Source organism: Pseudomonas sp. NPDC088444, assembly GCF_044900175.1.
In the GTDB taxonomy this organism is placed as follows: domain Bacteria; phylum Pseudomonadota; class Gammaproteobacteria; order Pseudomonadales; family Pseudomonadaceae; genus Aquipseudomonas.
Genome location: NZ_JBJDNK010000004.1, coordinates 108,746 through 129,599, shown reverse-complemented (window position 1 = coordinate 129,599; position 20,854 = coordinate 108,746). Strand labels below are relative to the sequence as shown.

Sequence of the window (20,854 nt, the reverse complement as noted above, 5' to 3'; positions counted from 1 at the left end):
TTTCAGCGATAAAACTGCGAAGTGGTTTGTTGTTTTTGATTAATGCTTTAGTGCTAGCCAGATGCCGCCTTGGTAGCGGGTGAGCACCATTACTGCGCTGGCTGCCTGATTTGTGTGCGCGTTTGCGCTCCTACAGGGATCACGAGTCTGTTATCGCAGGACACAAAAAAGGGCGGGCCTGTCTCCACAGGCCCGCCCTTGTTGTCTGGATCAGTCGCTGAGGTCAGCCAGCCAAATCAGCCGTGCCGTGCCTGATCATTTTCGAGGAATTCTTCCTGTAGCAGGGCGTCGGGGTCTTCCGTAGTGCGGCTGCGGGCGTTGCTGATGGCGTACACACCACCGCGTTTGCTGCGCAGTTTGCCGAACAGGTGATCCAGCGCGTGATCGAGTTTCAGCGCGGCACCGTCTACGGCCTGATCCAGCGAATCGGCCTTGTGGGTCACGGAAATGGGTTGGTGTCCTTTTGGCCGGGCTTCCATCTGGCAGCGGATGTCATGCGGGCCGGGCTTGTCGCCGTTTTCGTCGCGGATGTGAACTTCGACGCGGGTGAGGTCTTCTTCGTAGCGGTCGAGCGTGCTTTCAACGGTGGTTCGTACCCACTCCTCCAGTCGGATGCTGCTTTCGATGTGGTTATCGCTGTTGACCTGGATTTGCATAGTTCTTCCCTTACTTTGGCTTGCTCGGGCTTGCGCTTGCTAGCGAGGGATTCGACGAAGGTGGATTTTCGTCTGCCCTCACGCACAGTGTTGGCGCCGATCGAAAAACAATTCAACCCCCAAACGAAAGAAATATTTCATTGCAGAAATCTTTTTGCAGCATCGCACGCGCCGTTGTAAGGGGGCTGGTCCCGCAGTCAGCTGCGCGGCCGTGGTGAAAGACGTCGAAGCCGGACAGCAGCGGACTCGACTCGTCGAGCACGTAAACGCCGTCGAGATGAGCCAATAAATGCTAGGGATTCGGTCAGACTCTTTTGCATATGAGAATATTTATCATTAATATTGCATTCTTTTGTTTGCAGGCTACGGACCGGGCCTGTCCGCTTGTTTGATTTCAAGAAGATCACCGCCATGCCGATTCGCTCAAGCTGCTGCGAAAACACCTGCGCTACCCTCGGGATTCGCCCGTGATGGAGGCTGCATCGGTGAGCGCGCCCGTGCCCGAGAAGCGGGCAAAGTGTGCGAAAAAGCGCGGCGGCGTTTGCTTGCGCGTGCGTTTGGCGGTGGCCTCTCGCGTGGCCGCTGCCTTGATCGGCGGTTACCTGCTGGCTGCATTGGCCAGTGTGTGCATGGCGCAATTTCTGCCGCTGCCTCGCGCTGAAGCAGCAGTATTGTCGATGACCCTGTCGTTTCTGGTTTATCTGCCAGCGGTGCTCTGGTGTTTTGCCTGCCGCACGGCGTGGCGTGCCTGGTACGGCCTGTTGTTGCCCTGCGCGGTGCTCGGCGCGGTTTACGCCAGTGCGAGGTGGCTGCTGTGAAAGAGGGCTTCCGTCAGGCGATGGCCTGGTTGCACACTTGGGCCGGGTTGGTATTTGGCTGGCTGCTGTTTGCGATTTTTCTGACCGGCACGCTTTCGTACTTCAAGAATGAAATCACCCAATGGACTCAGCCGGAAATCGTGCCCCATGAGGTCTCGGCAACGGACAGCGTCAATCGGGCGCAGAACTGGCTGCAACAGAATGCCGCTGACGCCAAACGCTGGTTCATCCGTTTGCCGGACGAACGCACCCCAGAGCTGGGTGTGAGCTGGACCACCGCGAAAGGCGCTTTTGAAGACAAATCGCTCGACTCGCTGACCGGCGCTCCGGTTCAAGCCCGCGAAAGCATGGGTGGCGAGTTCTTCTACCGTTTCCACTTCCAGTTGCAGATGCCCTATCCCTGGGGCCGCTGGCTGGCGTCGCTGGCCGCGATGGTGATGTTCGTCGCGCTGATCAGCGGCATCATCACCCACAAGAAAATCTTCAAGGAGTTCTTCACCTTCCGCCCGCGCAAAGGCCAGCGCACCTGGCTGGACGGCCATAACGCGGTGGCGGTGCTGGTGTTGCCGTTTCACTTGATGATCACCTACAGCAGCCTGGTGATTTTCATGACGATGATTATGCCGGTGAGCATTCTCACGACGTATGGCAATAACACGCAGGGTTTTTTCGAGGATCTGTTTCCGGCGTTCAAGACCGTGCCTGCCGCCGCTGAGCGGGCGCCTATGGCACCGATCGCGCCGATGTTCGACATCGCCGCAGACAAATGGCCCGGCAGTCGCGTCGGCCTGATCACCGTGAACAATCCGGGCAGCGCCAGTGCGTCGGTCACGCTGACGCGCCATGGCGCCGATCACATCCCCAATGAGCCAGGCACCGTGCTGGTGTTCGATGGCGTCAGCGGCGCGCTGAAAGATCAGAGCACCATGAGCGCGGCTTCACTGCTGCTGGCCGGTGGGCTTTACGGATTGCACATGGGGCATTTCGCGGGGCCGTTGCTGCGCTGGTTATATTTCTTCGCGGGCATCGGCGGCACGGCGATGATCGGTACAGGGCTGGTGATCTGGCTGGGCAAACGCAAGCTCAAGCACGCCAAATCCGGAGTCATGCCCTTTGAGTTGCGGCTGGTGGAAGCATTGAACGTGTCCAGCATGTCGGGGTTGATGTTGGCGATCATCAGTTTCTTCTGGGCCAATCGGTTGTTGCCGATGAGTTTTGCCGCGCGCAGCGACTGGGAAGTGAAGGTGTTTTTCTACGTGTGGGGCGCGGCGTTGCTGCATGGCTTTGCGCGGGTGTTTTTCCGCGACGGTCGCACCGCGTGGCGCGAGCAACTGAACCTCGCCGCGTTGCTGTATTGCGCGCTGCCGATTCTGGACATGCTGACGGCAGGCAGTTATCTGCTGGCGTCGTTGAAACAGGGGTACATGACCTTGGCAGCGCTGGATGTGACGGCGTTGGCGACGGGGATTTTCCTGGCGTGGGGCGCGTTCAGGTTTCGTGGGGAGGGCAAAATCGCTATTGCGCGCAAGCTCACTCCTACAGGTTCGCGTCGTATGAAAGACAGTGTCCTGGCCCAAAACTGTAGGAGTGAGCTTGCTCGCGATGGCGTCAGTCCTGCTGCTGAAGCCCGGGAGGCCAACTGATGTTTCTGGCCACCTTGCTCTGCTACGTCGGTTTCACGGCCCTGTGCCTGTCGATGAGCCGCCACTATGAGGATATTGTGGGCGGCGCGTTGTCCGACTCACGTGGCAAATGGCTGAGGCTGATCGGCTGGGCCGCGCTGCTGGCGTCGCTTTGGATCGCCAGGGTGTCGCTCAGTATCGGGCAGGCGCTGGTGCAATGGTCCGCTGCGCTGATGGTCAGCGCGGTGGTGCTGGTTTTTGTGATGTCTTACTGGCCAAGGCTGGCCTTGTCGTTGGCAGGAATCGGCGTGCTTCTCGTGCCGGTCGCTGCTTGCATTCAACTTCTGGCCTGAGCCTGACATGATCGACCTCACCCCTCCGACCTCGACCTCGACCTCTGTCGACGCCGACCCCGATGCTCCGAAGGCGGCACGCGCACATTTTCTGAAAGTGTTCCTCTCGCAACGCCCGCAAATGGAAGCGCTGGTGAGTCGCCGTGTGGGCTGTCGTGCGACGGCAGCGGATCTGGTGCAGGACCTGTTCGTCAGGTTCTGGCGGCGTCCGCTGGTGCAGGTCGAAGAACTCAACACGTACTTGCTGCGCTGCGCGGGCAATATCGCCATTGATCATTTGCGCACCGAAGGTACACGTGCGCGCCTCAATGAAGAGCTGATGCCGGACGAGCATGATCTGCGCAACGACGAGCCGCAGGCTGCCGTCGAGGCCAGCAACGATCTGCGCCATATCGAAGCGGCGCTGCGTGGGCTGCCCGAGAAGACGCGGCAGATTTTTCTGCTTAATCGCATTCACGGGCGCAAGTACGGCGAGATCGCCAAGGCCATGGGGCTTTCGCAAAGCGCGGTGGAAAAACATATGATGCGCGCCTTGCAAGCCTGCAAGGCGAGTCTGGATCAGGACGCCGCGCGGGTGATTCCCTTTCGTGCGAAGTCCGAGGACGTTCGTCGATGAAAGCGCCGACGGACCCGATCCCGATGATAAGCCCCGAACAACACGATGCCGCCCTGCGCTGGCTGAGCTTGCTGCATGACGAACCGAGCGCGGCTGATCAGGCGCGTTTCAGCCGCTGGTTGCAGGCCGATCCGGCCCATGCCGAAGCGTATGCGCAGGCCCAGGTGATCTGGGAGATGAGCGAAGAGCCCGCCGCGAAACTGGCAGCCGAAGAGTCGGCGTCCCTCGACGCGTTGCTCAAAGCCATGGACGCGCCACCAAAGCGCTCCCTGCCTCGATGGGGGGCGGCGCTGGCGATGGCGGCGTGTCTGGTGATGATGATTGGCGTGGGGCTGGGCTGGCAGCCGCAGCGCTGGATCGACGACGTGGGCGCGGATTACGTGTCCGCGCCGGGGCAGGTGCGCACCGTGACTCTGGCGGATGACTCCCAAGTGACCCTCGACGCCGACAGCGCCATTGCCGTGCACTTCGCCAACGGCGAGCGCCACGTGCAGTTGCGTCGAGGCGCGGCGTTCTTTCAGGTCACCCATACCGGTGAGCCGTTCGTGGTCGATGGCGGGCAGGGTGAAACCCGCGTGCTGGGCACCCAGTTCGAAGTGCGTCTGCAGCCTCAAGGGGCACAGGTCACGGTGCTGTCCGGGCGCGTGGGCGTGACGGCGGGCGCTGATCTGCCGCAACAGATTCTCACGGCGGGGCAGCGGGTCAGCTATGACCAGACCCGCACCACCGATCCGCAGCCCGTCGACAGCGAAAACCAGTTGGCCTGGCGTCAGGGTTGGCTGAATTACTACCGCACGCCGCTGGCGGATGTGATCAACGACCTGAGCCGTTATTACCCAGGTCGCATCGTGGTGCTCAACGATCAACTCGCGGCGAAGAAGGTCAGCGGCAGTTTCCCCAGCAAAGATCCGGTGGCGGTGCTGGCCGCGTTGAAATCGGTGGTGGGGTTTGAGCAGTACGAAGCGCTGGGGCGGGTGATTGTCATCCGTTAAGTGATTGCGGTGGATGGCTGATTTGTGGGAGACGGCCGGGCAGCGCTCCGTTTGCTGGCGAAAGCAGCGTGTCAGTCAACGTTTATGCTGCTGACATAACGCCTTCGCCAGCAAGCCGGCTCCCACCGTGATACGTGTTGGACCCTGGATTTGTGATTGACGCTGATTCTGTGGGAGCCGCCTTGGTGCGGGCGGCGTTCCGACGAAAGCGACTGACCAGCCAACATAGAACCTCCCAAAGGGAGTGTATTCGTCTCAAGCGCCTGAGATCGATATTAAGAGGTTTTCCAGGGTGAAAGTCTGGCTCGGCATTTCCATGTTCACTGTCTGGAGCGCATGCGTTCAGGCGGCGGAGCCTGCTTTTGACTTTTCGATGCCTGCCCGACCCTTGCCTCAGGCCCTGAGCGAGTTCAGTCGCATCACCGGGCAGAGCGTCATTTACACCCAGGACGCCCCTTATGGCGTCGAAGCCCCGGCCATCAAAGGATCGTTCACAGCCGAGCAGGCCTTGTGGCGATTGCTGGGAGCATCGGGGCTGCGATTTCGTCGCCTGACCCCAGACACCTTCACGCTGGAACCGGCATCGAGTGACGGCGCTATTTTGTTGGGGCTGACCCAGATCGACTCAAAGCGTAACGCTTCCGAGAGCTGGCAGCCGCCGTCTACCCGTTCCGTCATGCGCACCTCGACCCCCTCGCTGGAAAACCCGCAATTCGTCAGCGTGGTGCCCGCGCAAGTCCTGCGGGACAAAGCCCCGCGCAATCTCGATGACGCCTTGAGGAACATCAGCGGCGTGACCCAAGGCAACACACTGGGCAGCACTCAGGACACCCTGATGAAGCGCGGCTTTGGCGACAACCGCGACGGCTCGATCATGCGCGACAGCATGCCGGTGGTGCAGGGGCGCAGCCTCAACGCGACGGTGGAACGGGTGGAAGTGCTCAAGGGGCCGACCTCGCTGTTGTATGGCATTCAGGACCCAGGCGGGGTGGTCAACGTGGTCAGCAAACGCCCGGAGTTGCAGTCGTACAATGCGCTGACGGCCCGAGGATCGAGCTACGGGGCGGGAAAAAACGGTAGCGGCGGGACCCTCGACAGTACCGGCGCATTGGGCGATTCAGGGCTGGCGTATCGGCTGATCGTGGACCATGAGGACGAAGATTACTGGCGCAATTTCGGCGTGCATCGCGAGTCGCTGGTGGCACCGTCACTGGCCTGGTACGGCGACGCCACGCAAATCGTCGCCAGCTACGAGCATCGGGAGTTTCTCTCGCCGTTCGACCGGGGCACGGCTATCGATCCGGTCACTAATCACCCGCTGAACATCCCCGCCACTCGCAGACTCGATGAGCCGTTCAACAACATGGAAGGGCGTTCGGACCTGTACCACCTCGAAGTCGATCATCAGTTCGACGACACCTGGAAGGGGCATCTGGGTTACAGCTACAACCGCGAAACCTACGACGCCAGCCAGGTGCGGATAACGGCCGTGAACGCGGAAAATGGCACGCTGACCCGTTCGATGGATGGCACCGGAAATTCCCTGAGTACCGACCGCTTCACCACCCTGACGCTCAACGGCAGCGTTGACGTTGCGGGCATGCAGCACGATTTGTTGTTCGGCCTCGACGATGAATACCGCAAGTTCTATCGCGGTGAGTTGATCCGGCAAAAGAGCCTGACCACGTTCAGTTACCTGAATCCGGTTTACGGTCAGGAAGTGGAGGGTACGCAGGTCAGCGCACCGGACAGCAATCAGTTGGACATCCTGCGCAGTGACTCGCTGTTCTTTCAGGATTCGGTGCACCTGACGGATCAGTGGATCTTCGTGGCGGGGGCGCGTTATCAACGGTTCGATCAGCAGGCGGGCAAGGGGATTCCGTTCACCCGCAACACGGATCTGAATGGCGAAAAATGGATTCCCCGGGCGGGGTTGGTGTATCGCTATAACGATGAGCTGTCGCTGTATGGCAGTTACACCGAGTCGTTCAAACCCAACTCCAGCATTGCCGCACTGACGGGCGGCACAGTACTGGATTCGGGCACTCCGCCCGAGCAGGCCAAGGCCTGGGAGCTGGGCGCGAAGTGGGATCTGAACAGCGGCATCAGCGGTACGCTGGCGTTGTTCGATATCAAGAAACGTAACGTGCTGGTCGCCAACTTCGATTCGTTGACGAGCAACACGGTGTACACCACCGCCGGGGAAGTGCGCTCCCGGGGCCTGGAACTCGACATGAGCGGGCAGTTGTCGGAGCGCTGGAGCGTGATCGGCGGCTATGCCTTCACCGATGCCTGGGTGGTGGAAGACCCGACGTTGAAGGGCAATCGCCTGCAAAACGTCCCACGGCACAGCGGATCGTTGTCCGCGGTGTATGACGTGGGTGCTGTATCGGGCGGCGATCGGTTGAGACTGGGTGCCGGGGCGAACTACGTGGGCGATCGGGCGGGTAACCCCGATAACGATTTCACCTTGCCGGGCTACACCGTCGCCGATGCCTTCGCGACCTACGAAACGAAGCTGGACGGGCAGAAGGTCAAGTTTCAGCTCAACGTGAACAACCTGTTCGACCGAACCTATTACAGCTCGGCGGTGAGCCGGTATTTCGTTTCGGTGGGGGATTCGCGGCAGGTGGTGTTGGCGACGATGCTGGAGTTTTGAAGAGCGCTTTATCTTTGTAGTAGCGCGTGTTGGCCTACTGAAACGCCAACCGATACGTCCCCGGCGTCGCGCCCATCGCCTGCTTGAACGTGTTGCTGAAATGGCTGGCACTGGCAAACCCGCATTCCAGTGCAACCTCACCAAAAGCCAGACGGGTCGTGCGCAGCAATTCGCGGGCGCGGTTCATGCGTCGAGCCAGTAAATACTGGTGTGGCGGCAGGCCGAAGCTTTCGCGGAACATGCGCGCAAAGTGGTACTCGGACAACGCACACATCCCCGCCAATTGCCCAAGACTCAGCGGCTCGGCGAGGTTCAGCTCGATGAACTCCACTAGCTGACGACGCAGATGCGGCGCCAAACCGCCCTTCAGCTTCAGACCCTCGCGCAGCCCGACCTGATTGAGCACCACGTGAGCGAGCAGTTCGTGGGCCAGGCTGCTGGTTTGCAAGCGTTCCCCCGGCTCGTTCCAGTTCATGCGAATCAGGCGATGGAAACGCTCGGCCTGGAGCGGATCGTCGAGGAAGGTGTCTTCCCGTAGCGCCATCTCCCGAGGTTCGCGGTCCAGCAACGTGACGCAGTTGAGTGCGAACTGTTCCGGGCTGATGTAAAGATGCGCCAGCCGGATATCGCCATTGATCACCCACGACGACTGATGCCCGGCAGGCAATACGCAGAGCTTGTCTGGCGCGCCTTTGCGGTCTGGCTGGTCACGGCGGTAAGTGCCGGTTCCGCCGCCGATGTAGCAGGACAGGGTGTGGTGGGTCGGTGCGTGATAGTCCTGCGAGTCGTGGCGGTTGTTCCACAAGGCAGCTACCACACCGTCGCCCAGGGATGCACTCTGCTCCAGCTGCGCGTGGGGCGAGCTGTTGAGGGATTGGAAGACCTGGATGGTTTCGAGTGATGGCATGGCGGTCTCGTTGCGACTATACGACGGCGTACTGCTTTCTGTGGGAGCCGGCTTGCTGGCGAATACGGTGAGTCCGCTACGAATGAGTTGGCTGACAGATCGCATTCGCCAGCAAGCTGGCTCCCACAGGTTCAGCGTCGAACGAAAAATCTGGATTCGACGCAATCACTGTGGGAGCCGCCTTGGTGGCGAAAAAGGCTGACCAGCCACCATAGAATCCCAAAGGGGAAACAGGCGGCATCGGTTTTCCGTGCCTCGCATCCTACTCCGTAGCGCGCCTGCTGCCAGCGCTACGGCGATCAAATGCGCAAGTTTTTGCAAGTGACGTTCACCGGCCGCGCTCAGACTGGGGCCTCAATGAGGAGCCTGCCATGAACATCTCGCTGTATCTGCTGACCGTCCTGATCTGGGGCACCACCTGGATCGCCCTGAAGCTGCAACTGGGCGAGGTGGCGATTCCGGTGTCCATTGTTTACCGCTTCGGGCTGGCGGCGCTGATTCTGTTCGTGATGCTGCTGATCAGCGGCAAGCTGCAAAAGGTCAATCGTCGCGGGCAGTTCATCTGTCTGGCGCAGGGGCTTTGCCTGTTCTGCGTCAACTTCATGTGCTTCTACACCGCCAGCCGCTGGATCCCGAGCGGGCTGGTGGCGGTGGTGTTTTCCACGGCCACGCTGTGGAACGCGCTGAACGCGCGGGTCTTCTTCAAACAGAAAGTCGCCCGCAACGTGCTGACCGGCGGCGCGCTGGGCCTGTTGGGGCTGGGGTGTCTGTTCTGGCCTGAACTGTCAGGGCACAGCGCCAGCCGCGAGACGCTGATCGGCCTGGGCCTGGCCTTGCTCGGTACACTGTGCTTCTCGGCGGGCAATATGCTGTCGAGCCTGCAACAGAAGGCCGGTTTGCGCCCGCTGACCACCAATGCGTACGGCATGCTGTACGGCGCGGCGATGCTGTGCGCGTATTGCCTGATCAGCGGCACACCGTTCGCGTTCGAGTGGAATGCGCGTTACATCGGTTCGCTGCTGTACCTGGTGATTCCGGGTTCAGTGATCGGGTTTACCGCTTACCTGACACTGGTGGGCCGCATGGGGCCTGAGCGCGCAGCGTACTGCACGGTGCTTTTCCCGGTGGTGGCGTTGAACGTCTCGGCGTATGCCGAAGGTTACCAGTGGACCCTGCCTGCGCTGATGGGGCTGGTGTTGGTGATGGTGGGGAATGTGCTGGTGTTCCGGAAGCCCAAGGCGGCGGTGCCTGTGGCCGCGAAACTGGCGTAAAGATGATCGTGCCCACGCTCTGCGTGGGAACGATCAGGGACCGCAGAAGATCAGCCCTTCCACACCTGCTGATTCACCAGATCCTGCGGCTTCTCGCCCAGCAGCGCCGAGCGCAAGTTGGCGCACGCACGATCGGCCATGGCTTGGCGGGTTTCATGCGTCGCGGAGCCGATGTGCGGCAGGGTCACGGCATTGCTCAACTGGAACAGCGGCGATTCGGCCAGTGGCTCTTTCTCGTACACATCCAGGCCTGCGCCGCGGATGGTGCCGTTCTGGAGCGCCTCGATCAGTGCCGGTTCATCAACGATCGGGCCACGGGCGATGTTGACCAGAATCGCGCTTTTCTTCATCAGCGACAGTTCGCGGGTGCTGATCAAGTGCTTGGTCTTTTCGCTCAATGGCACGACCAGGCAGACGAAATCCGATTCAGCCAGCAACTGATCCAGCGTGCGGAATTGCGCGCCCAGTTCCTGCTCGACCGCCGTCTTGCGCGAGTTGCCGCTGTACAGAATCGGCATGTTGAACCCCAGACGACCACGACGCGCAACCGCTGCGCCGATGTTGCCCATGCCGACGATCCCGAGGGTCTTGCCGTAGACATCGGTGCCGAACTGCGGCGCTTCGATGCTGCGAGTCCATTTGCCCGCCTTGGTGTAGGCGTCCAGCTCTGCGACGCGACGAGCACTGCTCATGATCAGCGAGAAGCCCAGGTCGGCGGTGCTTTCGGTCAGCACGTCCGGGGTGTTGGTCAGCATGATGCCGCGTTCACTGAGGTAGCTGACGTCGAAATTGTCATAACCGACCGAGATGCTCGACACCACTTCCAACTGTTTCGCGCTTTCCAGTTGCTCGCGGCCCAGCTTGCGACCGGCGCCGATCATGCCGTGGACGTGGGGCAGGGCTTCGTTGAACTGCTCGTTCAGATCACCCTTTTTGGGGTCGGGGATGATCACGTTGAAGTCTTGCTGCAGGCGCTCGGCCATTTCCGGGGACACGCGGCTGAAGGCAAGGACGGTCTTTTTCATCGGATAGCTTCTCTCGGGCGGTTCGGTTAGACGATGCGTAGCACGCTAACATTCTTGTTGGGGGAGGGCTACGGTTCGCCGAAACCTGTAGGAGTGAGCTTGCTCGCGATGACAACATCTCTAACGCTGGGGATGTGGCGGCCATACCGGCCTCATCGCGAGCAAGCTCACTCCTACAGAATGGGGTGTGTATCCAAGGGCCTTACACCAACTCCGGCAACACATGAGTCTGCAAATCCGCCTCATGGGCCGCCATGATTTCCGGCAGCGAGCCGCGCAGGTATTCGACCCAGGTCTTGATCTTCGCGTCCAGGTACTGGCGCGACGGGTAGATCGCGTACAGGTTCAGTTCGTTGGAGCGGTACTGCGGCAACACGCGGCTCAACGAACCGTTGCGCAAGCCTTCGATGGCCGAGTAGATCGGCAGAATGCCCACGCCCATGCCGCTGCTGATCGCGGCCTTCATGGCGTCAGCCGAGTTGACCTGAAACGGCGAGGTGCCAATGGTCACGGTCTCCTGGCCATCGGGGCCATCGAACGCCCATTTCTCCAGCGGGAACGCCGGGCTGACCAGGCGCAGGCACGCATGGTTGAGCAGATCCTCAGGCTTCTGCGGCAAGCCAAAGGTCTTGATGTAGGCGGGAGACGCACAAACGATGCTGTACGTGATGCCCAGGCGCTGCGACACGAACCCCGAATCCGGCAGCTCGCTGGCCAGCACGATGGACACGTCGTAGCCTTCTTCAAGCAGATCCGGCACGCGGTTGGTCATGGTCAGGTCGAACGACACATCCGGGTGGTTGCGGCGATAGCGGGCAATCGCATCGATCACATAATGCTGGCCGACGCCGGTCATCGAATGCACCTTTAGTTGCCCAGCCGGTCGTGCATGGGCGTCGCTGGCCTCGGCTTCCGCTTCCTCGACGTACCCCAGAATCTGCTCGCAACGCAGCAGATAGCGCTTGCCCGCTTCGGTCAGGGCAATGCGTCGGGTGGTGCGGTTGAGGAGGCGGGTTTGCAGATGCGCTTCGAGATTGGAAACAGCGCGTGAAACGTTAGCGGTGGTGGTATCCAGTTGAGCTGCGGCAGCGGTGAAGCTGCCTGCCTGTGCCACGCAACTGAAAGCGCGCATGTTTTGCAGAGTGTCCATGGGCCGTTCTCTGGTGAGATAGCAAATTGTGACATGAAGTTACTGATCCATGTCAGCCATACCAAAGGATTATCTTCCGTTCGGTAACAAAGATTCACAGAAGTCCCGGCTTATCGCCGAAACAGACGCATCCTAGAATCGCGGCTCGATATCCACTCTTCTCCAATCATTTCTCCCATTTCAGGTAATTGCAGCTGTGCCGCGTCGCATCGTCAGGGGACTCAAACCCCTCAGTGTCTGGGCTTTAACGTTACTCATCAGCGGCTGCATCGGAACCGGCGGAATCGCCCCTCAAGGCAACTCGTTGTCGCCAGACGCCCTGGCCACCGACGACGCCATCAAGGAAGCAGCCAAAGACGCCCATTGGCCCGACGGCCAGTGGTGGCGCATTTACGGCGACGATCAGCTCAATCACTGGATCGAACTCGCAGCCCTGGGCAGTCCGAGTCTGGCCATTGCGGCTGCTCGCGTGCGTCAGGCCAAGGCCATGGCCGGGATCGCCGAGTCGGCTGAATCGCTGCATGTCACGGGTGACAGCACCCTCAAACGCCACAACTGGCCGACCGACCAGTTCTACGGGCCGGGCGAGTTGTCGAACACCAGCACCTGGGACAACAACGCGTCCATCGGGCTGAGTTATTCCCTCGACCTGTGGGGCAAGGAAAGTAACACCACCGAGCAGGCGCTGGACATGGCGCACATGAGTGCTGCCGAAGAGCGTCAGGCACAACTGGAATTGCAGGACAACATCGTCCGCGCCTACATCCAGTTGTCGCTCAACTACGCCCAGCGCGACATCGCCGAAGCGACCCTCGCCCAGCAACAGCAGATTCTTGAACTGGCGCAGCGTCGTTTGAAAGGCGGTATCGGCACTCACTTCGAAGTGAGTCAGGCTGAAACCCCGCTGCCGGAAACCCATCGTCAGATTGACTCACTGGACGAAGCCATCGCCCTGAGCCGCAACCAGATTGCCGCGCTGGCGGGCAAGGGGCCGGGCGACGGCGCAAGCCTCAAACGCCCGACGCTGTCGTTGGGTGCGCCGCTCGCCTTGCCTTCTGCATTGCCTGCGCAGCTTCTGGGTCAGCGTCCTGACGTTGTCGCCAGTCGCTGGCGGGTCGCGGCGCAGGCGCGTGGCATCGATGTCGCTCATGCCGGTTTTTATCCCAACGTCGATTTGATGGGCAGCCTGGGTTACATGGCGACCGGCGGTGGGATGCTGGAGTTTTTGACCGGCAAGAAATTCAACTACAGCGTGGGTCCGGCGATCAGCCTGCCGATCTTCGATGGCGGTCGCCTGCGTTCTGAGCTGGGTGTGGCTTCGGCGGGGTATGACGCTGCGGTGGCGCAGTACAACCAGACGCTGGTGACGGCGCTCAAGAGCATTTCCGATCAGTTGATTCGTCGCGAGTCGATGAACAAGCAGCAAGTGTTTGCCGATCAGTCGGTGGCGGCTGCGCAGAAGACGTACGACATCGCCATGGTTGCCTACAAACGCGGGCTGACCGATTACCTCAATGTGCTGAACGCACAAACCCTGCTGTTCCATCAGGAGCAGGTTCAGCAACAGGTTCAGGCCGCGCGTCTGACCGTGCATGCCGAACTGGTGGTGGCGCTGGGTGGCGGGTTGATGGCGGGGAATGATTCGCCTGCGGCGGACAAGGTTGCTGCGCCGAAAACGCCGATTTCATTGGATGTGCTGGGGCGGTGAGCAGGATGAGCAGTTTTCAGCCACGCCCACGATGGCGTCGTCTCAGCCAACACAGGTCTTGAATTGAAATGAACCAAGCCCTGACCTGGCTCAAATCCCTCGAATTTCGCCGCGAACTCAACGGCTGGGCGCGCAGCGACGGGGTGACCTGGATCTACATTTTCAAGGTTTTGATCGCGGCCTTCCTGACCTACTGGATCGCCATGCGGCTGGAATTGCCACAGCCGCGCACGGCGATGATCACGGTGTTCATCGTCATGCAGCCCCAGAGCGGGCATGTGTTCGCCAAGAGCTTTTATCGCTTGCTTGGCACCCTCGCGGGGTCGGTGGTGATGGTGGTCCTGATGGCCTTGTTCCCTCAGGACAGCGCACCGTTTCTGGGGCTGCTGGCGCTGTGGGTCGGCTTCTGCTGCGCCGGTGCTGCACGCTATCGCAACTTTCGCGCTTACGGGTTCGTGCTGGCGGGCTACACCGCTGCCTTCACAGGCCTCCCAGCGCTGGCGCACCCGGAAACCTCGTTCATGGCGGCGGTCTGGCGGCTGCTGGAAATCTCGTTGGGCATCATCTGCTCGACCCTGGTCAGCGCCGCGATCCTGCCGCAAAGCTCCGGCGCGGCCATGCGCAACACTGTGTACCAACGCTTTGGTGTGTTCGCCCAATTCGTGATCAACGGCCTGAGAGGCCAGAGTGACCCCGCGACGTTCGAGGCCAGCAACGTGCGCTTCATCGCTGATGCCGTGGGCCTGGAAGGTCAGCGCGCCGTCACCGTGTTCGAAGACCCGCACATGCGTCGCCGCAATGGCCGTCTGAATCGCCTGAACAGCGAGTTCATGACCATCACCACGCGCTTCAATGCCCTGCATCAGTTGCTGGAGCGGTTGCGTCGTCGTGGTGTAACGCCTGCGGTTCAGGCCATCGAGCCTGGTCTTGATGCGTTGGGCGCGCTGCTTGAAGACTTTGCCGGACGAGCGCTGACCGACGCCGACGCCGCGAAGCTGGCCAGCCGCTTGAGCACGTTCAAAGCCGATCTGCCCGAACAGGTTCGCAGTCTGCGGGCTGCGTTCGTCAAGACCGAGCCGAGCGACGACGACCTGCTGGATTTCCACACCGCCTACGAATTGCTCTATCGCTTCGTCGACGACATGCACGATTACGCCCAGACCCACGCTTCGCTCGCCGACCACAGCCATGCTCGGGAGAAGTGGGTCGAGCCGTTCGTGTCCACCACCAACTGGACGCTGTCGCTGGCCTCCGGCTTGCGCGCACTGTTGATCATGGCTGCGATGGCGTGGTACTGGGTCGCCACGGCCTGGCCGAGCGGCGCAACGATGATGCTGGTATCGGCGGCCACGGTTGCGCTGTCGGCGACGACGCCCAACCCGCGACGCATGTCGTTTCAGATGGCTTGCGGCACCTTGCTCGGTGCGCTGCTGGGGTTCTTCATCACGTTCTTCGTCTTGCCGCGCATCGATGGTTTTCCGTTGCTGTGCATGGTGCTGGCGCCCGTGTTCGCGTTGGGCGCGTTTCTCACCACGCGTCCACAGTGGACGGGATACGGGCTGGGCCTGTTGATCTTCTTCAGCATTGGTTCGGCACCGGACAACCTCACGGTCTACAACCCGTACGCGTTCATCAACGATTACATCGGCATGGTCATCGGCATGCTGCTGTGTGCGGCAGCGGGGGCGATCATCTTGCCGCCCAACAGCCGCTGGTTTTGGCGGCGCCTTGAGGATGACTTGCGTCAGCAAGTGAGTTTCGCCATCGGTGCGCCATTGCGCGGGATTCGTTCCAGCTTCGAAAGCCGCACCCGTGATCTGATGCACCAGGCCTATGGCCTGGCGGCGGGAAAACCCGAGGTGCAGCGCAACCTGCTGCGCTGGATGTTCGTGGTGCTGGAAATCGGCCACGCGATCATTGAGCTGCGTCGCGAGCAAGACGACTTGCCGGTGCATCCGAGCTATGCCGAATCCCAGCCCTGGCGTCAGGCCATTCGTGCCATGGGGCGTGCGCTGGTGCGTCTGTTCATCCAGCCCGATCACCACAACCTGGCGCGTTGTTTGTACGCCGTGGACCACGCGATCATCTGCGTGCAGAACACCGACGAGCCGTTCGCCCCGCATTTCGACACCTCGGCGTTGCGTCGGGTGAAGAGCTACCTGCACTTCATCCGCACGTGCCTGCTCGACCCGCAATCACCGCTGGCCGCCTTCGCGCCCGCCCAAGCTGATGCGCAACTGGCGCAAGGACTTTCCCATGCCTCGTGAAGTCGCCTTTCACGGCGTTTACATGCCGACCGTGACCCTGATGTTTCTGGTTGCGATGGTGTTGTCGTGGGCGCTGGACCGCTTCATGTCCGGGCTCGATCTTTACCGTTTTTTCTGGCACCCGGCGCTGTTGCGCATGGGGCTGTTCAGCTGCATTTTTGGCGCGATGGCGCTGACCGTTTACCGTTGAGGCACATGTGAATTCGAGATGAAAAAGCTCATCAGTCTGATCGCGACGTTATTGATTCTTGCCTTGGCCATCTGGATGGGCCGCCTGCTGTGGATTCACTACATGGACACCCCGTGGACCCGTGATGGCCGAGTGCGCGCTGACGTGATCAACGTCGCCGCGGACGTCAGCGGCGTGGTCATCGACGTGCCCGTCAAGGACAACCAGCCTGTGAAAAAGGGCGACCTGTTGATGCAGATCGATCCCGAGCACTACCAGTTGGCGGTCAAACAGGCCGAGGCGATGGTCGCTTCACGCAAGGCCACGTGGGAGATGCGCAAGGTCAACGCCGCCCGCCGCAAGGACATGGACGCACTGGTGATTTCGGCCGAAAACCGCGAAGACGCCTCCAACGTCGCCAACTCCGCTCAGGCCGATTATCAATTGGCCGTCGCGCAACTGGAGGCCGCGCAATTGAACCTGCAACGCACCAAAGTGCTGGCGGCGGTCGATGGTTATGTGACCAACCTGAACGTGCATCGCGGCGACTACGCGCGCATCGGTGAAGCGAAAATGGCCGTCGTCGACAAGAACTCGTTCTGGGTTTACGGCTTCTTCGAAGAAACCAAGTTGCCCCACGTCAAAGTCGGCGACCCCGCTGACATGCAATTGATGAGTGGCGAAGTGATGAAGGGCCACGTCGAAAGCATCGCCCGTGCGATCTACGATCGCGACAACCCCGAGAGCCGCGAACTGATCGCCGACGTCAACCCGACCTTCAACTGGGTGCGCCTGGCCCAGCGCGTGCCGGTACGCATCCATTTGGATAACGTACCGGACAGCGTGGTGTTGGCGGCGGGGATTACCTGTACGGTGATTGTGAATCCGGCTCCGTGATTACAACGGCCCACGCAGCTTGAAGCGCTTGCTGAGGACGCTTTCCAGCAGCGCTTTGGGCAACAGTCGCGCCATCAACGGCAATGCGCGGCTCCCATTGCCAGAGCGCAGCAAACGAGGCGGGTTAGGCTTTTGCACCGCATTGAGCACATCGCGAGCAAACTCGCTGGCGGGAGTAGGGTTGGTCTGCGAGGCATTGGCGCGGGCGCGAATGCCCTCGCGCAACGGCCACCACGGCGAGCCCTCCTGAATCACCTGTTCGGCCTCATGGCTCGCGTTCTTTGCGAACTGGGTGTCGATAGCGCCAGGCTGAACCTCCATCACCCGCACGCCGAACGGGGCCAGTTCCATGCGCAATGCATCGCTTAACGAACTGACGGCTGCCTTGGAGGCGCAGTATGCGCCGCCGAAGGGCGTCGTCAACACGCCGGAAACGCTGCCGATATTGACCACTAGGCCCTTGTTGCGGCGCAGCAAAGGGAACAGCGCGCGAGTGACGCCGACGATGGAAAACACGTTGGTTTCGAATTGCCTGCGAATCGCCTCGACACCGCCATCGAGCAGCGGGCCGATGCCGCCGTAACCGGCGTTGTTGATCAGCACATCGAGCCCTTTGCCGTGTTGGTCGAGTTCGTTAGCCAGTCGTTCAACGGCAGCACTGTCGTTCACGTCCAGCTCCACCGCACGAAAACCGGCGGCCGTCAGCGCTTCGACATCGGCGACCTTGCGTGCCGTGGCCCAGACCTCATGGCCAGCGGCCTTGAACGCATCCGCCATGGCGCGGCCGATGCCGCTGGAGCAACCGGTGATCAGAACGACAGGCATGGTGCTTCATTCCTTGAAAGGGGGGAGGGTTAGCCTGAGAACGTACCTTGCAGGCGTTCGGCACGGAATTCCAGTGTCTGCGGACGATAGCCGTTACGCAGCGGCGGCACAGGCAAGCAATCCTGCCACTGGCTGCCCGGCAGCAACTCACCGGGGCCGCGATAGCGCGGCGCGGTGTAAGTGTCATCGGCGAGATTCACGGTATCGCCTGGCGCATAGGCTGCGACTTTCCAGCGCAACTCCTGCAACGGCACATCGTTGCCGTTATCGATCAGCACCAGCAAAGGGCGCCCGACCGGGCACTGCTGAGGGGCGTAGTTCACACGTAACTGCAACCGCTCCAACCGCTGGGCATCGCGCTTGTCTTCCCAGACCACGAACCCTGCGACGATCGCCAGGCCAATGGCTGCGGCCAGCGAAACCGGCAAGGCCTTGGCCGGGTAACGCAGCAGAAGAATCAGCCAGGTGAAGATCAGTACGGCGCCGATGATCATGAGTTCGGTCTCGCGAGGGCAGATAAAGCGCATCGTACCTAAAGGGGCGAGAGAGACCAATCGGCGTTTGGGTGACGCACCCAGTAACGGACCCATAAAAAAGCCCCTGCCCGTCGTCTGCGGATGGGGATACGCAGACGATGGGCAGGGGCACTGCAACGGGGTGTTAGAGGTTTATCAACGCGCGATGGTCTGGGTTTTTACACCCACATCGATACCCGGCGTCGAGCGGCCATACACATCCTCGAAACGCTCGATGTCGTCTTCACCCAGGTAGCTGCCGGATTGCACTTCGATGATTTCCAGCGGGATTTTGCCCGGGTTGCGCAGGCGGTGGACCGAGGCGATCGGGATGTAGGTCGACTGGTTCTCGGTGAGCAGGAACACGTTCTCGTCACAGGTGACCTGTGCGGTGCCCGACACCACGATCCAGTGTTCAGCGCGGTGGTGGTGCATCTGCAACGACAGGCTGGCACCCGGTTTGACCGAGATGCGCTTGACCTGGAAGCGGCCCCCCATGTCCACGGAGTCGTAGGAACCCCAAGGGCGATAGACTTCGAGGTGGTTCTGGGTCTCGGTGCGGCCCCGCTCGTTGAGGGTGTTGACCAGTTGCTTGACGCCCTGAACCTTGTCTTTGTGGGCGATCATCATGGCGTCCTTGGTTTCGACCACCACGATGTTGTCCAGGCCGATCACGGTGACCAGTTTGCCGTTGCCCTGGATCATGCAGTTGCGGCTGTCCTGGATGACCACGTCGCCTTTGGTGACGTTGCCCTGATCGTCTTTGTCATGAACTTCCCACAGCGATGCCCAGCAACCCACGTCGTTCCAGCCCGCTTCCAGCGGCACCACGCAGGCGCGCTGGGTTTTTTCCATGACGGAATAGTCGATGGAGTTGTCCGGGCAGCACGCGAAGCTGGCTTGATCCAGCTCGATGTTGTCGCCGTCGTGCTTGCTGCGCTCCAGGGTCAGGAGACAGTTATCGTAGATGTCCGGATCGTGTTTTTTCAGCTCTTCGAGATAGCGGCTGGCGCGGAACAGGAACATGCCGCTGTTCCAGTAGTAGCCCCCGGCTTCGACGAATTCCTGGGCGCGTTTTTCGTCAGGTTTTTCGACGAACTGGGCCACGCGATTCACGCCTTCCGGCAGCAGGGCGTCGGCGGTGGAACGGATGTAGCCGTAGCCGGTTTCCGGGCGAGTGGCCGGTACGCCGAACAGCACCATTTCGCCACGCTCGGCGGCGACGGTCGCCAAGGCCAGCGCGCGTTGCAGGGCCTTCTGGTCGTCAATTACGTGGTCGGCTGGCAGCACCAGCATCAGCTCGTCACGGCCTTCGTTGGCCAGCATCATGGCAGTGATGGCCACTGCAGGCGCGGTGTTGCGGCCGAACGGCTCCATGATGATGGCCTGAGTGTCCAGACCCAGACCGTCGAGCTGCTCGCCGACGATGAAGCGGTGTTCCTTGTTGCAGACCACGATGGGGTGCTGCATGCCCTCGAATTGCAGGCGTTCGAGGGTCTGCTGGAACAGGGTGTGTTCGCCGGTCAAGGCCAGGAACTGTTTGGGGAACTGTTTACGCGAAAGAGGCCAGAGTCGGGAACCGCTGCCACCTGACAAGATCACTGGAATCATTTTGTTTCTCCAAAATTTCGATAGCGTTTGTTTGGGCTATACGTCGGTAGTTGTCTGTCGTTTCGGGTGTTTCTTATTGGGTGTGTCACACAACCTGTGGGAGCCAGCAAGCCGGCTCCCACAGATGAAATGCGTTACTGGGTCGACGTAGGGCGCTTGACCCACACGGGCGACAGGTTGCTGCCGTTGCCGGTGACGTACAGCACCGCTGCCTCACCGCGCTCGAGGGCGACCGGCTTCAGGTCGCTGACTTTCTTGTCGCCGTCGAACAGCGCGAAGCTGACCTTGACCGGGTTGATTTCACGCTCGCCGGTGCCCTTGGCCTTGACCGAATCCACCACGGAGGTCTTGCCGTCTGCGGTTTTCAGGGTCAGCGCCTTGTCGCTCAGGTTCTGCACGCGCACCAGCGACTTCTGCTTGTTCTTGAACGGCGGCTCTTCCACCAGTTGTGGTGCGCCCGAGGTGTTGTTGACGATGGTGTAGTAGTGGTCGCTCGCCAGCTTCACCGGCAGGGTGTTGCTGCCGATCTTGGCGCTGTAGTCGCCTTGCGGCATGAAGCTGAAATCGCTGCTGGCCAGCGGGCCGATTTCGTTGAGGCTGGTGTTGCCGACGCTGGCGCTGATTTCGGCGTTGCTGGCGTTGTAGACACGCACGAAGGTCGAGCCCTTCGGTGCGGTCGGGCCGTACAGGGCGGCGTCGCCACCGGCGAAGGCCGAGAGAGAGACAAAGCTCAGGCTTGCGGCCAATACGCAGGTTTTCAGCAGGCCGGATTTGGTCGAACGGGTAGGCATGT

Annotated in this window: 19 protein-coding genes; 11 read left to right on the top strand and 8 right to left on the bottom strand. The window is 60.9% G+C overall.

The window, feature by feature from the left end; translation table 11 throughout:
* Positions 1 to 236: 236 nt before the first annotated feature.
* A complete protein-coding gene (locus ACI2KB_RS09635) occupies positions 237 to 656 on the bottom strand; it encodes an HPF/RaiA family ribosome-associated protein (RefSeq protein ID WP_404633795.1) in 420 nt (139 codons plus the stop codon).
* 470 nt (positions 657 to 1,126) lie between these two features.
* On the opposite strand from ACI2KB_RS09635, the gene ACI2KB_RS09630 reads away from it, so the two are divergent.
* From ACI2KB_RS09630 to ACI2KB_RS09605, 6 genes are all read left to right on the top strand, one after another.
* The gene (locus ACI2KB_RS09630) at positions 1,127 to 1,474 is read left to right on the top strand and encodes a DUF3649 domain-containing protein (protein ID WP_404634353.1); all 348 of its coding nucleotides are present in this window, start codon (positions 1,127 to 1,129) and stop codon (positions 1,472 to 1,474) included.
* Positions 1,471 to 3,117 carry a PepSY-associated TM helix domain-containing protein gene (locus ACI2KB_RS09625; RefSeq protein WP_404633793.1) on the top strand — a complete coding sequence of 549 codons (1,647 nt, stop codon included), beginning with the start codon at positions 1,471 to 1,473 and terminating at the stop codon, positions 3,115 to 3,117. Before ACI2KB_RS09630 ends, ACI2KB_RS09625 begins: the two co-directional genes overlap by 4 nt.
* On the top strand, positions 3,117 to 3,449 hold the full coding sequence (locus ACI2KB_RS09620) for a DUF3325 domain-containing protein (RefSeq protein WP_404633791.1): 333 nt from the start codon (positions 3,117 to 3,119) through the stop codon (positions 3,447 to 3,449). Before ACI2KB_RS09625 ends, ACI2KB_RS09620 begins: the two co-directional genes overlap by 1 nt.
* A gap of 7 nt (positions 3,450 to 3,456) precedes the next feature.
* A complete protein-coding gene (locus ACI2KB_RS09615) occupies positions 3,457 to 4,065 on the top strand; it encodes an RNA polymerase sigma factor (RefSeq protein ID WP_404633789.1) in 609 nt (202 codons plus the stop codon).
* The gene (locus tag ACI2KB_RS09610; RefSeq protein ID WP_404633787.1) at positions 4,062 to 5,057 is read left to right on the top strand and encodes a FecR family protein; all 996 of its coding nucleotides are present in this window, start codon (positions 4,062 to 4,064) and stop codon (positions 5,055 to 5,057) included. The genes ACI2KB_RS09615 and ACI2KB_RS09610 overlap by 4 nt, the downstream gene beginning before the upstream one ends.
* Positions 5,058 to 5,373: 316 nt before the next feature.
* Positions 5,374 to 7,716, top strand: coding sequence for a TonB-dependent siderophore receptor (locus tag ACI2KB_RS09605; RefSeq protein WP_404634351.1), 2,343 nt, complete (start codon positions 5,374 to 5,376; stop codon positions 7,714 to 7,716).
* A 34-nt stretch (positions 7,717 to 7,750) separates the two neighbouring features.
* On the opposite strand, the gene ACI2KB_RS09600 is transcribed toward ACI2KB_RS09605, so the two are convergent.
* Complete coding sequence (locus tag ACI2KB_RS09600; RefSeq protein ID WP_404633785.1) at positions 7,751 to 8,623, bottom strand: helix-turn-helix domain-containing protein; 873 nt, start codon at positions 8,621 to 8,623, stop codon at positions 7,751 to 7,753.
* 371 nt (positions 8,624 to 8,994) lie between these two features.
* Between ACI2KB_RS09600 and ACI2KB_RS09595 the strand changes: the two genes are divergently transcribed.
* Positions 8,995 to 9,894, top strand: a complete 900-nt coding sequence (locus ACI2KB_RS09595) for a DMT family transporter (RefSeq protein ID WP_404633783.1) — start codon at positions 8,995 to 8,997, stop codon at positions 9,892 to 9,894.
* 50 nt (positions 9,895 to 9,944) lie between these two features.
* On the opposite strand, the gene ACI2KB_RS09590 is transcribed toward ACI2KB_RS09595, so the two are convergent.
* Both ACI2KB_RS09590 and ACI2KB_RS09585 read right to left on the bottom strand, forming a co-directional pair.
* Positions 9,945 to 10,919, bottom strand: coding sequence for a 2-hydroxyacid dehydrogenase (locus tag ACI2KB_RS09590; RefSeq protein WP_404633781.1), 975 nt, complete (start codon positions 10,917 to 10,919; stop codon positions 9,945 to 9,947).
* A gap of 202 nt (positions 10,920 to 11,121) precedes the next feature.
* Positions 11,122 to 12,069 (bottom strand): LysR family transcriptional regulator, encoded by a 948-nt coding sequence (locus ACI2KB_RS09585; RefSeq protein WP_404633779.1) that lies wholly within the window; start codon positions 12,067 to 12,069, stop codon positions 11,122 to 11,124.
* A 196-nt stretch (positions 12,070 to 12,265) separates the two neighbouring features.
* Between ACI2KB_RS09585 and ACI2KB_RS09580 the strand changes: the two genes are divergently transcribed.
* The 4 genes from ACI2KB_RS09580 to ACI2KB_RS09565 all read left to right on the top strand — a co-directional run bounded on the left by ACI2KB_RS09580 (position 12,266) and on the right by ACI2KB_RS09565 (position 17,110).
* Positions 12,266 to 13,777: an efflux transporter outer membrane subunit gene (locus ACI2KB_RS09580; protein WP_404633777.1), complete on the top strand. Its 1,512-nt coding sequence runs from the start codon at positions 12,266 to 12,268 to the stop codon at positions 13,775 to 13,777.
* Between the two features lie 68 nt (positions 13,778 to 13,845).
* Positions 13,846 to 16,044 carry an FUSC family protein gene (locus ACI2KB_RS09575; protein WP_404633775.1) on the top strand — a complete coding sequence of 733 codons (2,199 nt, stop codon included), beginning with the start codon at positions 13,846 to 13,848 and terminating at the stop codon, positions 16,042 to 16,044.
* Positions 16,034 to 16,234 carry a DUF1656 domain-containing protein gene (locus ACI2KB_RS09570; protein ID WP_404633773.1) on the top strand — a complete coding sequence of 67 codons (201 nt, stop codon included), beginning with the start codon at positions 16,034 to 16,036 and terminating at the stop codon, positions 16,232 to 16,234. The genes ACI2KB_RS09575 and ACI2KB_RS09570 overlap by 11 nt, the downstream gene beginning before the upstream one ends.
* An 18-nt stretch (positions 16,235 to 16,252) precedes the next feature.
* Positions 16,253 to 17,110 carry an efflux RND transporter periplasmic adaptor subunit gene (locus ACI2KB_RS09565; RefSeq protein WP_404633771.1) on the top strand — a complete coding sequence of 286 codons (858 nt, stop codon included), beginning with the start codon at positions 16,253 to 16,255 and terminating at the stop codon, positions 17,108 to 17,110.
* Here ACI2KB_RS09565 and ACI2KB_RS09560 read toward each other — a convergent pair whose 3' ends face one another.
* From ACI2KB_RS09560 to ACI2KB_RS09545, 4 genes are all read right to left on the bottom strand, one after another.
* Positions 17,111 to 17,935, bottom strand: a complete 825-nt coding sequence (locus ACI2KB_RS09560; RefSeq protein WP_404633769.1) for an SDR family oxidoreductase — start codon at positions 17,933 to 17,935, stop codon at positions 17,111 to 17,113. It abuts the gene before it with no gap.
* Between the two features lie 29 nt (positions 17,936 to 17,964).
* Complete coding sequence (locus tag ACI2KB_RS09555; protein WP_404634349.1) at positions 17,965 to 18,429, bottom strand: multidrug transporter; 465 nt, start codon at positions 18,427 to 18,429, stop codon at positions 17,965 to 17,967.
* Positions 18,430 to 18,606: 177 nt separating this feature from the next.
* Positions 18,607 to 20,061 carry a mannose-1-phosphate guanylyltransferase/mannose-6-phosphate isomerase gene (locus ACI2KB_RS09550; protein ID WP_404633767.1) on the bottom strand — a complete coding sequence of 485 codons (1,455 nt, stop codon included), beginning with the start codon at positions 20,059 to 20,061 and terminating at the stop codon, positions 18,607 to 18,609.
* Positions 20,062 to 20,195: 134 nt separating this feature from the next.
* A complete protein-coding gene (locus ACI2KB_RS09545) occupies positions 20,196 to 20,852 on the bottom strand; it encodes an alginate O-acetyltransferase AlgF (protein WP_404634347.1) in 657 nt (218 codons plus the stop codon).
* Between the last annotated feature and the right edge of the window lie 2 nt (positions 20,853 to 20,854).